Raw genomic sequence first — 14,189 nt, forward strand, 5'->3', positions numbered from 1 at the left:
CACGATAGTGCTCCCGGGGACGAGTCGGTGGCCGGGTTCGCTCGACCGGCCCCGGCCGGCCGCGCTCGACTCAGGCGTTCGGGTCGAAGGAGACGCCGGAGGGCTTGGCGGCCGCCAGGTGGGAGGCGAAGCTGCCGTCCTTCAGGCCGAAGTTGGCGCTGCCGAAGTCGTAGGAGCTCAGCTTCTCGCGCAGGCCGGCCGGATAGCCGTTCCAGCCGACCAGCGTCGGGTACTGCCAGCCGCCCTCGTGGTTCTCCGGCGGCTCGTCGCCCGAGGTCGCCAAGCGGAAGCAGTGGGTGCTGATGCCGTCCTTGTGGTAGACGATCTTCGGATGGGTGCCGTCGAAGCGGACCGCCGACCTCGCGTGCACGCTGAACGAGCCGTGGTTCGAGGTCGAGACGTACTCCACGGTGCCGTCCCGCACCCACACCACGACGTGCTCCCAGTCGTGCCGGTGACCGCCGAGACCGCTGCCGGGCAGCGCCTGGTCCTTCTCGAAGTAGAGGCCGTACATGTAGGCGCACCAGCCGTTGTCGCACTTGGCGCGCGAGTAGCCGTTGGTGTTGTCCAGGTCGGAGGCGTCCCGGCAGTTGCCGTTCAGGGCGCCGGTCGGCTTGAGTCCGCCGTTGACCGCTCCGTCGGAGCCGATGGCCGGTGTGGGATAGCAGCCGTCGGTGTCGTAGTCGTAGGCGGGCTGGTACGCCCGCTCCAGGCCGTCGGCGTTGCCGGGCAGCCCCGGGGGCGGCGCGGCGAAGGCGGTGGCGGGGAAGGCGACGACGAGGGCCAGGGCACCGAGCGGTGCGGCGAGCCATCTCTTGCGGCGGGTTCCAGCGGTACGCGAAGACACCGCGTCCTCCTCTGATTCCGGGCGCAGCCCAACGGCTGTGGGGGGAAAGGGAGTTCAGGGTCCCGTCTTTTCACTTCCGGGCCAAGGGGTCGCGTGCGTCCCCGCGGTGAAGGGCAGCCCAATACTTGACCCCGTGTCACACGGGTCACACCGTCACACCATGTCGTCCGGAATGTCGGCGGCCGACTCCTCGGGTGCGAGGTCCGGGCGGAGCCTGAGCCAGGACGGCTGGCGCAGCATGCCCTCGCGGGTGCGGGTGCTGTAGCGGACCTCGCCGACCAGCCGGGGGACGACCCAGCGCGCTCCCGGTACCGGCGGTACGGGGTCGAAGGGGCACACGTCGCTCGCGGCGGCCCCCAGCAGCGCCGCCAGATCGGTGCGCTCGGCCGCGCTCCAGCCGGTCCCGACCCCGCCGACGTAGCGCAGCCGGCCCGCGGCGCGCTGGCCGACCAGGACGGCGCCCGGCAGGCCCGAGAGCCGTCCCTTGCCGGGCAGCCAGCCACCGACCACGACGTCCTCGCTGCGCATGTTGCGGATCTTGATCCAAGCCCGGGAGCGGACCCCCGGCTCGTACACCGAGTCCAGCCGCTTGCAGACCAGGCCCTCCAGGCCGTGCTCGCGGGTGGCACGCAGCGCCTGCTCCCCGTGGCCGACCAGCGCGGTCGGGGTCGACCAGGACGGCCCGCCGAGACCGAGGTCCGTCAGCTGCTCGCGGCGGTGGGTGTAGGGGAGGCGCAGGAGGGGCCGGCCCGCCAGGTGCAGGGCGTCGAACAGCACCAGGTGGACGGGGACCTTCACCGCCCGGTGCGCCGCCCGGCCCGGGGCGTGCGCCAGACCCATGCGGGACTGCAGCAACTGGAAGTCGGCGCGGCCCTGTTCGTCCAGGGCGAGCACCTCCCCGTCCAGCACGGCGGCGGTGGAGCCGAGCGCGGTGCCGAGCGGTGCCAGTTCGGGGTAGGCGGCCGTGATGTCGTGGCCGGAGCGGGCGCGCAGCCGCACACTGCCGTCGCCGGGCAGGTAGACCACCACGCGCTGGCCGTCCTGCTTGGTCTCGTAGGCCCAGTGCGCGTCCTGCGCGGCGGACGGCAGGGTGCCGGGGGTGGCGAGCATGGGAGGGATCAGCGGCAGCTCCACGGGTCAGTTCTCGACCCGCCCGTGCGCCGTCACGCGCGTTGTCCGCCAGGTTCGCCTGAACGGCGCCGGCCCCGGGGCGGGACCGGCGCCGTCGCCGTCAGCGGGCGGCGGTGGTGGCCTCCGCCTCGACGCCGGGGGCCGGTGCCGTGGGCGCCGGACCGGCGGCGGGGCGGTGCCGCGGGATGAAGGACGCGATCACGAAGGCGAGCAGGGCGGCGCCCGCGCCGATCGCCATGACGACCTTGAACGCGTTCTCGGACGGCAGGGCGAAGCCGCCGAGGCTGACGGTCATCTGAGCCAGGATCACGCCGGCGATGGCACTGGCGACCGACGTACCGATGGACCGCATGAGGGTGTTCAGGCTGTTCGCGGCGGCCGTCTCGCCGGCCGGCACCGCGCCCATGATCAGGGCCGGCATGGCGCCGTAGGCGAAGCCGATGCCCGCGCTGATGACGCAGGAGACCAGCACCAGGTGCCACAGCTCGGACATCAGCACGATGTTCAGCCCGTAGCCGGCCGCGACGATCAGGGCGCCGATCATCAGGGTCACCTTCGGGCCCCGGGACTTGGAGACCTTCGCGGAGACCGGGGCGAACGCCATCATCACCAGACCGGACGGCGCCATCACGAGGCCCGCGGCCAGCAGCGAGCGGCCCAGGCCATAACCGGTGGCCTCGGGCAACTGCAGGAGCTGCGGAAGCACCAGGGACATCGCGAACATCGAGAAGCCGATGGCTATGGACGCCAGGTTGGTGAACAGCACCTGACGGCGGGCGGTGGTGCGCAGGTCCACCAGCGGCTGCGGGGTACGCAGCTCCCACCAGCCCCACACCAGCAGGATCACCACGGCCGCCGCGAACAGGCCGAGGGTGGTGCCGCCGGTCCAGCCCCAGTCGGCGCCCTTGGAGATCGCCAGCAGCAGGGACACCAGACCGGCCGCCATGCCGATGCCGCCGATCAGGTCGAAGCGGCCGCCGGTGCGCGTCGCCGACTCGGGCACCAGCGCCAGCACCAGCACCAGCACGACGGCGCCGAGAGCGCCGGAGAGCCAGAACAGCATGTGCCAGTCCAGGTTGTCCGCGATCAGCGCCGCGGCGGGCAGGCCGAGCGCGCCGCCGACCCCGAGAGAGGCGCTCATCACGGCGGTGGCGCCGGCCAGCCGCTCGGCGGGCAGTTCGTCGCGCATGATGCTGATGCCGAGCGGGATCACGGCGGCGGACAGGCCCTGCATGGCGCGGCCGACGACCATCGGAACCAGGGTGACGCTCAGGGCGCAGACCGCCGAGCCGGCGATCAGCAGCACCAGGCTGAGCAGCAGCATCCGCCGCTTGCCGGCCATGTCGCCGAGCCGGCCGACCACCGGAGTGGCCACCGCCGCGGCGAGCAGCGTGGCGGTCACCGCCCAGGCCGCGTCCGAGGCCGGTGCGTCCAGGAGCTTGGGCAGCTCCGGCACGATCGGGATGACCAGGGTCTGCATCAGCGAGACGACGATCCCGGCCAGGGCCAGTACCGCCACCACGGCGTTCGGCCGCGGCGCGGTGGCCGTCTCGGCGCCGGTGGATCTGGCGGGGAATGCGGGCATGAAGGTGCCTTTCGAGGATGAGCGCGAAACCGGTGCGAGCTTTTAAGTCAGTCGCTTGAAGTATCCTACGGGTCGGGGGCGGACACGCTCGTCCGGGCCGAGCGGCGCCCCCGGTCCACGGTTGCGTAGGCTTCCGTGAGGACTCGCCGCACGACGGCGGACCTGCGACGACTCCAGGGACTGGCCGTCGCCGGATGTGAGGAAGGTCCCGGCGCGGTGGTGATCATGGCGGGCAGGACGGTACGGACGGAACAGGTCAGCGCGACCCGGCAGCTGATCCTCACCACCGCCGAGCGGCTGTTCGCCGAGCACGGGGTGTACGCGGTATCCAACCGCCAGGTCAGCGAGGCCGCGGGACAGGGCAACAACGCCGCGGTCGGCTACCACTTCGGCACCAAGTCCGACCTCGTCCGCGCCATCGCCCAGCGGCACTCCGAACGCGTCGAGGACCTGCGGGCACGGCAGCTGGCCGCCCTCGGTCACTCGACGGTCCTGCGCGACTGGGTGGACTGCCTCGTGCGGCCGCAGTTCGATCATCTGGCGGCGCTGGGCAGTCCCACCTGGTACGCGCGGTTCTGCGCCCAGGTCATGACCGACCCGGCGCTGCGGCAGATCATGACCGAGGAGTCCCGCGCCTCCGCCTCCCTGCGCGAGATCATCGCGGGGCGCGACCGGTGCATGCCGGCGCTGCCGGACGAGGTCCGGGCGGAGCGGGGCGACATGGCGCGTCATCTCATCGTGCACGTGGCGGCCGAACGGGAACGCGCCCTCGCCGAAGGGCGCCCCACCCCCCGCGCCAGCTGGCAGGAGGCCGCCGACGGGCTGGTCGACGCGATCGTGGGCATGTGGCTGGCGCCCGTCACACCCCGGGGCGGGGCGTGACGGGCGGGCGACGGGCGTTTACTTGCGTTACGCAATGAGATGGTAAAGTGGTCGTATGCCCACATCCCCGCTCCCCGACGGTCCCGCGTCCCCCGAGGTGACCGAGATCGAGCGAGCGCTCACCCGGGTCACCTACCTGAGCACGCGGCAGCGGCAGCACGACCGGCTGATGGCCTTCGCGGACGTGCCGCTCGACCGGGCCGCCGTGGCGCTGCTGCGTCAGGTGGCCGACTCCGAGCCGCTGCGCCCGGGTGAGCTGGCGGCCCGGCTGGGCGTGGAGGCCTCGCACGTCACGCGCACGGTGCAGCAGTTGCAGCGGACCGGATACGCCAGCCGCGTCCCCGACCCCGACGACCGCCGTGCCCAGCGCATCGAGCTGACCGAGACCGGCCGTCAGGCTGTCGCGCGCCTGCGCGAGGCCGGAGCCCGGGGCATGCAGCTGGCCCTGGCCGACTGGTCCCCCGAGGAGCTGCGGCAGCTCGCCACCCTCTTCCACCGCATGGTCGACGACTTCCTCGGCTACGCGGCGGACGAGGAGCCCGAGGTCCGGCCCACGGCGCGGGCGGGGACGGTCTGACGGACGCTCCGCCGTGCGAGCGCCCCACCGTGCGGCCGCGCCGCCGTACGCGAACCCGGCACCTCCCGTCGCCTGCCGTTCCTTACCGTCGAGTAATATCGCGCGGCAGGCCCCCAGAGGAGGAACCGTGTCCCGGTCCGAACGCTCACCCCTGCTGCTCGCCGGCCTGCTGGCCACCGCGGGCGTCGCCCACTTCGCCCGCCCTCGCACCTTCGACGCGATCGTGCCGCGCGGCCTGCCCGGCGCGCCCCGGGCCTGGACGTACGCCAGTGGCGTCGCCGAACTGGCGCTCGCCGCGGGCATCGCACTGCCGCGCACCCGCAAGGCCGCCGCGCTGACCGCGGCCGCCTTCTTCGTCGGAGTCTTCCCGGCCAACGTCAAGATGGCCGTTGACTGGCGGCACCGCCCCGCACCGCAGAAGGCCGCCGCCTACGGCCGGCTCCCCGTGCAGGTGCCGCTCGTGCTGTGGGCCCGCGGCGTCGCCAAGGACAGCGAGGGCCGGTCGTGAGCGCGGCCCCGGCCGTGGGTGACACGGTCGACGACTTCACGCTCCCGGACGAGACCGGCACCCCGCGCCGCCTGTCCGAGCTGCTCGCCGACGGCCCGGTCGTGCTGTTCTTCTACCCGGCCGCCCTGACCCCCGGCTGCACCGCCGAGGCCTGCCACTTCCGCGACCTCGCCGCCGAGTTCGCCGCGGTCGGAGCCCGCCCCGTCGGGGTCAGCGGGGACCCCGTCGAACGGCAGCAGGAGTTCACCGGGCGCCACACCCTCGGCATGCCGCTGCTGTCCGACGCCGACGGCGCGGTCCGCGAGCTGTTCGGAGTGAAACGCGGGTTCAGCCTGGCCCCCACCAAGCGGGTCACCTTCGTCATCGGGAAGGACCGCACCCTGCTCGAGGTCGTCCGCAGCGAGCTGAGGACGAACACGCACGCCGACCGCTCCCTGGCCGCACTGCGCGCACACCAGGGGTAGGCGGCCCACTCCCGCTCCGTCGCGGTTGAAACCGTGCTGTAAAGGGTCAATCCTGGAGGATATGGAGCATCCCTCCGCTGTGGCGACCCTGGACACCCACGGCACGGTGACGGGGTGGAGCGAGGGCGCCCGGCGGCTGACCGGTTACCCGGCCGAGGAGGCCGTGGGACGGGCCGCCCGGGAGCTGCTGGCCGAGGACGTGCCGGCGGACGTCCTGGCCACCCTGTCCGGCACCGTTCGGACGCGGCACCGGGACGGCACCCTCGTCGCCGTCAGCCTGCGGGCCCGCGCCCTGACGGGCGCCGACGGCAGGCCCGCCGGATACGCCGTCACCGTCGAACCGCCCGGCGGCGGACGGACCTCGCTGGCGGAGCTGGCCTTCGAGCAGGCGGCCATGTCGATGTCCGTCTTCGACACCCGCCAGCACTACCTGCGGCTCAACGAGGTGGCGTGCCAGGTGATGGGCGTGCCGGAAGAGGAGTTGACCGGCCGCTACTTCTCGGACTCCGTCGAGGACGCCGAGCACAGCCAGGGCTTCCTGCACCACCTGCGCCAGGTCGCCGAGACGGGCCGGCCCGCGCGCTACGAGAGCTTCACGGGCGCGCCGGCCCTCAACCGCGACCACGCCTGGACCACCGAGATGTGGCCCGTGCGGGACGCCTCCGGCGAACTGCTGGGGACCGCCCTGGCGGCCTTCGACAGCACCGAGCAGTACTGGGCGCGGGAGCGGCTGGCCCTGCTGAACAAGGCGGCGGCCGCCATCGGCACCACGCTGGACCTGGTGCGCACCGCCGAGGAACTGGTCGAGGTGGTGGTGCCGCGGTTCGCCGACTTCGCCAGCGTCGACCTGCTCGAGTGGGTCCTGGGCGCGGAGGAGTCGCCGGCGGTGTTCAGCGAGGAGGTCGCGCTGCGCCGGGTCGCGCACGGCTCCGTCACCGAGGGCACCCCCGAGGCGGCCGTGCACCTGGGGCACGTGGACGTCCACCCCGCCCTCTCGCCGCCCGCGCGGGCGATGCGGGAAGGCCGGGTCCTCGTCAGCCAGGCGGGCGAGCCGTCGTTCGTGCACTGGGTCGCCGAGCGCAACGCGCGGGCCCCGGCGGGGCGCTCCTACCGTACGGGCGCCCACTCGATGATGGCGGTGCCCCTGCGGGCCCGCGGCATCACCCTGGGCGTCGCCGTGGCCGTGCGCATGGAACAGCCGGACGAGTACGGCAGCGAGGACGCCGTGTTCGCCGAGGAGCTCGCCAGCAGGGCCGCGGTCTGCATCGACAACGCCCGCCGCTTCACCCGCGAGCGTTCCACCGCCCTGGCCCTCCAGCACAGCCTGCAGCCCAAGGGACTGCCCGGTCAGGCGGCGGTCGAGGTGGCCCACCGCTATCTGCCCTCCGTGTCGGCGGCCGGCATCGGCGGTGACTGGTTCGACGTGATCCCGCTGGCCGGCAGCCGGGTCGCGCTCGTCGTCGGCGACGTCGTCGGCCACGGCATCCCGTCCACCGCGACCATGGGCCGGCTGTGCACCGCCGTCCGCACCCTCGCCGACGTCGACCTGCCCCCCGACGAACTCCTCACCCACCTCGACGACCTCGTCACCCACCTCGTGGCCGGCGACTCGGGCGACGACGTCGCGGAACTGGGCGCCACCTGCCTCTACGCCGTCTACGACCCCGTCACCCGCTGCCTGTCCCTGGCCGCGGCCGGCCACCCCGCGCCGGCCGTCGTCCTGCCCGACGGCACCGCGCGGCTCGTCCGCATGACCGCCGGGCCGCCGCTCGGTGTCGGCGGACTGCCGTTCGAGGCGGCCGAGCTGGAACTGCCCGAGGGCTCCGTCGTCGCCCTGTACACCGACGGCCTCGTGGAGGACCGCGACCGCGACGTCGACCACGCCACCGCGGAACTGTGCCGGGCGCTGACCGCCCCCGCCAACTCGCTCGACGCCCTGTGCGACACCGTGCTCAAGGCCGTCATGCCGGAGGAGCCCGGTGACGACGTGGCGCTGCTGCTGGCCCGTACGCGTGCGCTGGGCACGGACCAGATCCGCACCTGGGACGTCCACCCGGACCCCTCGCACGTGGCCGCCACCCGGCGGTCCGTCACCGAGCAGCTGACGGAGTGGGGACTGGACGAGGCCGCCTTCGTCACCGAACTGGTCGTCAGTGAACTCGTCACCAACGCGATCCGGTACGGCGAGCCGCCCATCCAGCTCCGCCTCATCCGCGACAGCGCCCTCATCTGCGAGGTCTCCGACGCCAGCTCCACCTCACCGCACCTGCGCCGGGCCCACGCCTACGACGAGGGCGGGCGGGGCCTGCTGCTGGTCGCCCAGCTCACCCAGCGCTGGGGCAGCCGGCAGACGGGCACCGGCAAGACCATCTGGGCCGAACAGCCCCTGCCGGCGAACCCTTAGCGGTTCTCCTCGGCGACCCGTGCGAGCGTGCGGCCGGTGCGTGCGGACCGGGCACGCCGGGGGTCCGGGGTGCCGTGCCCGCGCGACCCGCCGCCGGTCGCCTTCACAAGCAGCCACGCCTCCTCCTCGTCGTCCTCCTTCCCGCCGCGGAACCGGGTCAGCGCGTACTCGCCGCGCAACTTCGCGCCGCGCAGCCGGAACCGCGCGTGGCCGCGTGCCAGCGACTCCCCGAAGTCCACCGGCCGTCCCCGGCGGTCGTGGCTCAGCGGCTCGTACGTGCCGTGGTCCCACACGATGACCGTGCCGCCCCCGTACTCGCCCGCTGGGATCACGCCCTCGAACTCCTCGTACTCCAGCGGATGGTCCTCCGTCGGCACGGCGAGCCGCTTGTCGCTCGGGTCCGCCGACGGCCCCTTCGGCACCGACCAGGACTTCAGCACGCCGGCCACCTGGAGCCGGAAGTCGAAGTGCAGGGTGCTCGCGTCGTGGATCTGCACGACGAAGCGGGGCTCCTCGTCCCCGTGGCTCTCCGCGGCCGCCCCGCGCCCCGCGGGTTCGCCGGTGCGGTGGAAGTCGCGCTTGCCGTGGTAGTCCCGCAGTCCGTTCCGCTCGCCCACCTGCGGCTCCTTCCCTGAAGACGCGTGCCGACCGGGGCCGGGTACCCCGGTCAGAACTCCTCGTGCACCTCCGGGTCGCCGCCGATCCGCCGGTGCGCGCGGTCCGCGACGGAGCGCATCTGGCCGGCGTCCAGTTCGAAGCCGAAGACGTCGAGGTTCGCCCGCTGCCGCGCGGGGTCGGAGGACTTCGGGATGGGCACCGCGCCGAGCTGGGTGTGCCAGCGCAGCACCGCCTGGGCGGGCGTCACGCCGTGCGCGTCGGCGACCGCGACCAGGGCCGGATCGTCCAGCAGGTCGCTGCCGCGTCCCAGCGGGCTCCAGCTCTCGGTGCGGATGCCCTCGCGCTCGTGGAAGGCGCGCAGCTCGTCCTGCGGGAAGAGCGGGTGCAGCTCGATCTGGTTGACGGACGGCAGGACGCCGGTCTCCTTCTCCAGCCGTTCGATGTGCCCGGCCGTGAAGTTGGAGACGCCCACCGAGCGTACGAGGCCGTCCTCGCGCAGCTTGACCATGGCCTTCCAGGAGTCGACGTACTTGTCCACGCGGGGCAGCGGCCAGTGGATCAGGTACAGGTCGACGTACTCGAGTCCGAGCCGGGCACGGGACTCCTCGAACGAGGCGAGGGTCTCCTCGTAGCCGTGGTGCCGGCCGGGCAGCTTGGTCGTCACCACGATCTCCTCGCGGGGGACGCCACTGGCCGCCACGCCGCGGCCGACGCCGGTCTCGTTGCGGTAGTTCGTCGCCGTGTCGATCAGGCGGTAGCCCGTCTCCAGGGCCTCGCGGACCGCCCGCTCCGCCTCGTCGTCCGTCATCGGCCAAGTGCCGAGCCCCAGGGCGGGGAGCGGGGTGCCGTCGTTGAGCGTGTGCGTCGGGATGCTGATCACCGTGGGACCTTCCCTCGACCGGATACGGCGGTGTGCCGCCCGTCCAGCGTCGCCCACGGGGCGAGTGGTGATCAACCGGACGGTGCGCCAGGTGTTCTGCCACGATCTCTGCTGGACCCGGAACGACCGACCAACGGAGCGCGCATGACGACGGACAGGGCAACGGCGGAACGTACGGCGGCCGAGGCGGCCGGGATCGAGGTGAAACCGGCCGCCGGGCACATCGGCGCGGAGATCGCCGGCGTCGACCTGGCCGGCGGCCTCGACGCGGCGCAGGTCGCGGCGGTCCGGGCGGCGGTGCTGCGCTGGAAGGTGGTCTTCTTCCGCGACCAGCGCCTCGACCACGCCGGACACGTCGCGTTCGCGCGCCTCTTCGGCGAGCCGGTCGTCCTGCCCCGGCGCGGCAAGGCGTCACCGGCGGACTTCCCGGAGGTCGAGACGACCGCCGACCGGCTGGAGCTGGGCGGGCGGTTCGGGATGGAGCACGACGAGTGGCTGCGGCGCCGGCGCCACACGCTGCTGCGCGGCTGGCACTGCGACCACGGCGCCCGCGTCGACCCGCCGGCCGCCACGATCCTGCGCGCCGAGACGGTCCCGCCGTACGGCGGCGACACCACCTGGTCGAACCTCGCCGCCGCCTACGCCGGACTGTCCGCCCCGATGCGCGCCTTCGTCGACACCCTGCGCGCCGAACACCGCCTCGGCGTCGGCTACCAGCCCCGGCCGGGCGACGACGCCTACGTCCGCCACCTGCTCGACCACCAGACCGCGACCGTGCACCCGCTGGTCCGCGTCCACCCCGAGACGGGGGAGCGGGTGCTGTTCGTCAACGGCTACTACGTCGAGCAGATCGCCGGGCTCTCCCGCCCCGAGAGCGCGGCGGTCCTTCAGCTGCTGCTGGAGCAGGCGACCCGGCCCGAGTACACCGTCCGCTTCCGCTGGGAGCCGGGCAGCGTCGCCTTCTGGGACAACCGGGCCACCATCCACCTCGCCCCGAGCGACAACGCCCACCTCGACCACCCCCGGACCATGCACCGCGTGATGCTCGCCGGCGACGTACCGGCCGGAGTCGACGGCACCCCCTCGGAAGCGCTCGCCGGCAGCGAACCGGGACGCTGGTGAGCCGTCAGACGAGCGGGATCGTCACCTCGTCCTCGACCGGCGGGTCCAGCTCCTGGGCCCGGTTGCCGGTGGCGGCGTAGCAGCGCAGCCGGACCGCGTCCGGGGCGACGTCCAGACGCAGGAAGCACTTGAAGAAGGGCGGGTCGTACGTCGCCGAACTCGGCGAGAACAGCTGCGTGTAGATCTTGCGCACGGGCAGCCGGAACCGCTTCCCGCGATCGGGCCGCCGTCCGGTACCCAGCAGCCCGGCGACCAGCCTGGTGCGCCGGGTGACCCGCGCGGCCGTACCCGGGGCGCGGGCCGGGCGGATGCCGAGGCGTTCGGTGATCACGGCCGTCGCCTCGGCCTCCGTGAGGGTGAAGAAGCGGCGCAGTCGCAGTCGGCGGCCGTACAGCCGGCTGTAGAAGGCGAGGGAGTCGCCGCGCAGCGGATAGCAGCGGAAGTCCTGCTCGTCGACGCCGGCCACCGAGACACGGGGGATGGTGTGGGTGGCGTGCGTGAACGCCCCGCCGCCGCCCGCGACGACGTACTGGACGGTGCGGCCGTCCACGTCGACCGGATAGCGCTGGTAGTTGTGGATGTCGCCGCCTATCGCCGCGACGTAGTGGTGGCCGGGGTCGCGCACGAGGTCGTCGACCGTGCCGCCGCCCGCTATGGGGCACGGGTGGTGCTCGCCGTCCACGTACAGGGGTGAGCCGGTGACCAGGATCTTCGGCCGCGGGCCCCGGGACACCTCCCGCAGCCACGCGCCCTGTTCGGCGTCGACCGTGCCCAGCAGCCCCGTGTCGATGCCGATGATCCGCACCGGTCCGGCGTCGATCGCCCAGTACGGTCCGGGCTGCTCGGCCCGCTGCGCGGGCGCGGACCGCATCTCGCGCGCCTCGTCCAGGTGCCGGCCGTCGTCCGGGCGCGGCCGGTGCCACAGCAGGGACCGCAGCCAGGCGGGGGTGAGGGGGCGCGGCGCGGGCTCCGGCGGCAGCGGTGCGGCGTCGTCGCAGAAGACGCGCATGAAGCCGCCGAGGTCCTCGTACCAGTCGTGGTTGCCCGGTATCGCGTATATGGGTGCCGGGTAGTCGCGGTACGGGCGGAAGAACTTCGTGCCGTAGTCGTCGGCACTGCCCACCGGGTAGATCACGTCGCTGGCGAGGACGGCGAACCGCGTGTCCTGACCCTCCTTCAGCAGGCCGGGGACGACGGCGTACTGCGGGTCGTCGCCCTCCCCGGTGTCGCCGATGACCAGGAAGGAGAACCGGTCCGGGTCGTCGCGCCGGATCACCTTGTCGGCCGGCGCCCCGGCCGCCGTCCGCCGCGCCACCCAGCGGCCCCGGGTCCGGCCCGTGGGGTCCCCGAACCAGGAGGCCAGCACGCCGTTGCGGGCGGCCCACAGCGTTCTCGGACTCAGCCAGGACAGCTTCTCGGTGCGCTGCGGCATGAGTGCTCGGTAGGCGCCGCGCTCGGCGGAGCCCCAGCCGGCGCCTTCGGCGGTATCACGTGAGGAGTCAGACACCCGGGCACGGTAACAACGCCCGGGACGGGGCCCGACGCGGGGAGCCCCGTCAACTCCCGCCCGGGCACCGACGTTTCGCAGCCGTACGCGTCAGAACGTCCGCTTCAGGAGGTCCAGCAGCGCCGCCCAGTGCCGCTCGGTCGCCTCGGGGTCGTACGCCGCGGTGTCGGCCTGCGTGTAGCCGTGGGGGGCGTCGCCGTACACCTCACAGCGGTGCCGGACGCCGGCCGCGGTCAGCGCCGCCGCCAGGCGCTCCTGCTGCTGGGGCGGCATGGACCCGTCGTGGTCCGCGTGGCCGAAGTACAGCTCGGCGGTGATGCCCTCGGCCACCAGGTGCGGGCTCTGCGGCCCCTCGGTCGCCAGGTTCCCGCCGTGGAAGCCGGCCGCCGCGGCGACCCGGTCCGGATACGTGCCGGCCGTGCGCAGGGCGAGCCCGGCGCCCATGCAGTAGCCGGTCAGCGCGACCGGGCCGTCGGCCGCCGCCGGGCAGTCCGCGAGCCACCGCAGGTAGGCCCCGGCGTCCCGCATCGCCCGGTCGGGCGTCAGCGACCGCATGATCGGCCCGAGGCGCTGGAAGATGTCCGGCCGGGCCCCCGGGTCGATGAACTCGGGCAGTTCCACGACCGGCGCCCGCCCGTGCCGGTAGAAGACGTTGGGGACCAGGACCGTGTACCCGGCACCGGCCAGCCGGTCGGCCATGTTCCGCAGCTGCGGGCGCAGTCCGAAGGCGTCCATGTAGAGCAGGACCGCCGGATGCGGTTTCCCGTCGGCGGGATGCGTGAGGTAGGCGTCGGCGGTGCCCTCGTCGGTGGGGACGTCGACGGCTGTTCCCTGTACGGCGGTCATGGGGGGACTGCCTTTCTGTCGTGCCTCGGTGCCCGATCCGCCGGCGTCACCGGCGGATCATGGCCATCCTGGCACGTCGCTCCGGGGGAGCGCGGCGGTCCCCGGCGGTGGGCGGTCGGCTACTCGAACCTGGCCGTGTCGCCCGCGCCCCGCCGCACGATCTCCGCCTCACCGCCGGAGAAGTCGACGACCGTGGTCGGCTCGGTGCCGCAGTCCCCGGAGTCGATCACCGCGTCGAGCACATGGTCGAGCCGGTCCTTGATCTCCCAGCCCTGGGTCATCGGCTCCTCCTCGCCGGGCAGCAGCAGGGTGCTGGACAGCAGCGGTTCACCGAGTTCGGTGAGCAGGGACTGGGTGACGACGTGGTCCGGGATGCGCACGCCCACGGTCTTCTTCTTCGGATGCTGGAGCATGCGCGGCACCTCCCTCGTCGCCGGCAGGATGAAGGTGTAACTGCCCGGCGTCGATGCCTTGATCGCCCGGAACACGTCGTTGTCGATCTGTACGAACTGACCGAGCTGCGCGAAGTCCTGGCACACCAGGGTGAAGTGGTGCCGGCTGTCCAGTTGCCGGATCGACCGGATGCGGTCGATGCCGTCGCGGCTGCCCAGTCGGCAGCCCAGCGCGTAGCAGGAGTCCGTCGGATACGCGATCAGCGCCCCTGAGCGGACGCTGTCGGCGACCTGGGTGATGCTGCGCGGCTGGGGGTTGTCGGGGTGCACGTCGAAGTACTTCGCCATTCACCGAGCTTATGCCCGCCGGCGGGCGCCGGGCCGACAGGCCCGGTCGGTGGCTCGGCCGCCGTCCCTTCCCGGATC

The 14,189-nt window shown here is 73.3% G+C and carries 14 protein-coding genes; 6 read left to right on the forward strand and 8 right to left on the reverse strand.

Translation table 11 applies throughout. The features are described from left to right. Positions 1 to 70: 70 nt before the first annotated feature. The 3 genes from RI578_RS35975 to RI578_RS35985 all read right to left on the reverse strand — a co-directional run bounded on the left by RI578_RS35975 (position 71) and on the right by RI578_RS35985 (position 3,563). Positions 71 to 847 (reverse strand): NPP1 family protein, encoded by a 777-nt coding sequence (locus tag RI578_RS35975; RefSeq protein ID WP_310874979.1) that lies wholly within the window; start codon positions 845 to 847, stop codon positions 71 to 73. Between the two features lie 153 nt (positions 848 to 1,000). Next, positions 1,001 to 1,981, reverse strand: coding sequence for an ATP-dependent DNA ligase (locus RI578_RS35980; protein ID WP_310874980.1), 981 nt, complete (start codon positions 1,979 to 1,981; stop codon positions 1,001 to 1,003). Positions 1,982 to 2,078: 97 nt separating this feature from the next. Next, a complete protein-coding gene (locus RI578_RS35985; RefSeq protein WP_310874981.1) occupies positions 2,079 to 3,563 on the reverse strand; it encodes an MFS transporter in 1,485 nt (494 codons plus the stop codon). A gap of 225 nt (positions 3,564 to 3,788) precedes the next feature. Here RI578_RS35985 and RI578_RS35990 point away from each other — a divergent pair, with 225 nt between their 5' ends. From RI578_RS35990 to RI578_RS36010, 5 genes are all read left to right on the forward strand, one after another. Further along, positions 3,789 to 4,445: a TetR family transcriptional regulator gene (locus RI578_RS35990; protein WP_310875952.1), complete on the forward strand. Its 657-nt coding sequence runs from the start codon at positions 3,789 to 3,791 to the stop codon at positions 4,443 to 4,445. Between the two features lie 55 nt (positions 4,446 to 4,500). After that, a complete protein-coding gene (locus RI578_RS35995) occupies positions 4,501 to 5,022 on the forward strand; it encodes a MarR family transcriptional regulator (RefSeq protein ID WP_310874982.1) in 522 nt (173 codons plus the stop codon). 127 nt (positions 5,023 to 5,149) lie between these two features. Continuing rightward, on the forward strand, positions 5,150 to 5,530 hold the full coding sequence (locus RI578_RS36000) for a DoxX family protein (RefSeq protein ID WP_310874983.1): 381 nt from the start codon (positions 5,150 to 5,152) through the stop codon (positions 5,528 to 5,530). Then, positions 5,527 to 5,994, forward strand: a complete 468-nt coding sequence (locus RI578_RS36005; protein WP_310874984.1) for a peroxiredoxin — start codon at positions 5,527 to 5,529, stop codon at positions 5,992 to 5,994. Before RI578_RS36000 ends, RI578_RS36005 begins: the two co-directional genes overlap by 4 nt. A gap of 61 nt (positions 5,995 to 6,055) precedes the next feature. Further along, positions 6,056 to 8,398 (forward strand): SpoIIE family protein phosphatase, encoded by a 2,343-nt coding sequence (locus RI578_RS36010; protein ID WP_310874985.1) that lies wholly within the window; start codon positions 6,056 to 6,058, stop codon positions 8,396 to 8,398. Here the strand turns inward: RI578_RS36010 and RI578_RS36015 are convergent. Together RI578_RS36015 and RI578_RS36020 are read right to left on the reverse strand one after the other, a co-directional pair. Beyond that, positions 8,395 to 9,015: a DNA polymerase ligase N-terminal domain-containing protein gene (locus RI578_RS36015; RefSeq protein WP_310874986.1), complete on the reverse strand. Its 621-nt coding sequence runs from the start codon at positions 9,013 to 9,015 to the stop codon at positions 8,395 to 8,397. The two genes, RI578_RS36010 and RI578_RS36015, sit on opposite strands and share 4 nt — an antisense overlap. 50 nt (positions 9,016 to 9,065) lie before the next feature. Continuing rightward, the gene (locus RI578_RS36020; RefSeq protein WP_310874987.1) at positions 9,066 to 9,896 is read right to left on the reverse strand and encodes an aldo/keto reductase; all 831 of its coding nucleotides are present in this window, start codon (positions 9,894 to 9,896) and stop codon (positions 9,066 to 9,068) included. 144 nt (positions 9,897 to 10,040) lie between these two features. On the opposite strand from RI578_RS36020, the gene RI578_RS36025 reads away from it, so the two are divergent. Further along, entirely contained in the window at positions 10,041 to 11,018 is a 978-nt protein-coding gene (locus tag RI578_RS36025) for a TauD/TfdA family dioxygenase (RefSeq protein ID WP_310874988.1), read from the forward strand. A 4-nt stretch (positions 11,019 to 11,022) separates the two neighbouring features. Here RI578_RS36025 and RI578_RS36030 read toward each other — a convergent pair whose 3' ends face one another. The 3 genes from RI578_RS36030 to RI578_RS36040 form a co-directional block, all read right to left on the reverse strand. Beyond that, positions 11,023 to 12,525: a metallophosphoesterase gene (locus RI578_RS36030; RefSeq protein ID WP_310874989.1), complete on the reverse strand. Its 1,503-nt coding sequence runs from the start codon at positions 12,523 to 12,525 to the stop codon at positions 11,023 to 11,025. Positions 12,526 to 12,615: 90 nt separating this feature from the next. Then, on the reverse strand, positions 12,616 to 13,371 hold the full coding sequence (locus RI578_RS36035; RefSeq protein ID WP_310874990.1) for a dienelactone hydrolase family protein: 756 nt from the start codon (positions 13,369 to 13,371) through the stop codon (positions 12,616 to 12,618). Between the two features lie 119 nt (positions 13,372 to 13,490). Then, entirely contained in the window at positions 13,491 to 14,111 is a 621-nt protein-coding gene (locus RI578_RS36040; RefSeq protein WP_193776685.1) for an L-threonylcarbamoyladenylate synthase, read from the reverse strand. Between the last annotated feature and the right edge of the window lie 78 nt (positions 14,112 to 14,189).

The sequence above is a fragment of the Streptomyces sp. BB1-1-1 genome, assembly GCF_031597775.1.
GTDB classification, from domain to species: Bacteria; Actinomycetota; Actinomycetes; order Streptomycetales; family Streptomycetaceae; genus Streptomyces; species Streptomyces thinghirensis.

Coding starts and splice junctions, on each gene's coding strand:
- RI578_RS35985 (WP_310874981.1), bottom strand. CDS start 3,563: ATGCCCGCATTCCCCGCCAGATCCACCGGCGCCGAGACGGCCACCGCG.
- RI578_RS35990 (WP_310875952.1), top strand. CDS start 3,789: ATGGCGGGCAGGACGGTACGGACGGAACAGGTCAGCGCGACCCGGCAG.
- RI578_RS35995 (WP_310874982.1), top strand. CDS start 4,501: ATGCCCACATCCCCGCTCCCCGACGGTCCCGCGTCCCCCGAGGTGACC.
- RI578_RS36010 (WP_310874985.1), top strand. CDS start 6,056: ATGGAGCATCCCTCCGCTGTGGCGACCCTGGACACCCACGGCACGGTG.
- RI578_RS36025 (WP_310874988.1), top strand. CDS start 10,041: ATGACGACGGACAGGGCAACGGCGGAACGTACGGCGGCCGAGGCGGCC.
- RI578_RS36035 (WP_310874990.1), bottom strand. CDS start 13,371: ATGACCGCCGTACAGGGAACAGCCGTCGACGTCCCCACCGACGAGGGC.
- RI578_RS36040 (WP_193776685.1), bottom strand. CDS start 14,111: ATGGCGAAGTACTTCGACGTGCACCCCGACAACCCCCAGCCGCGCAGC.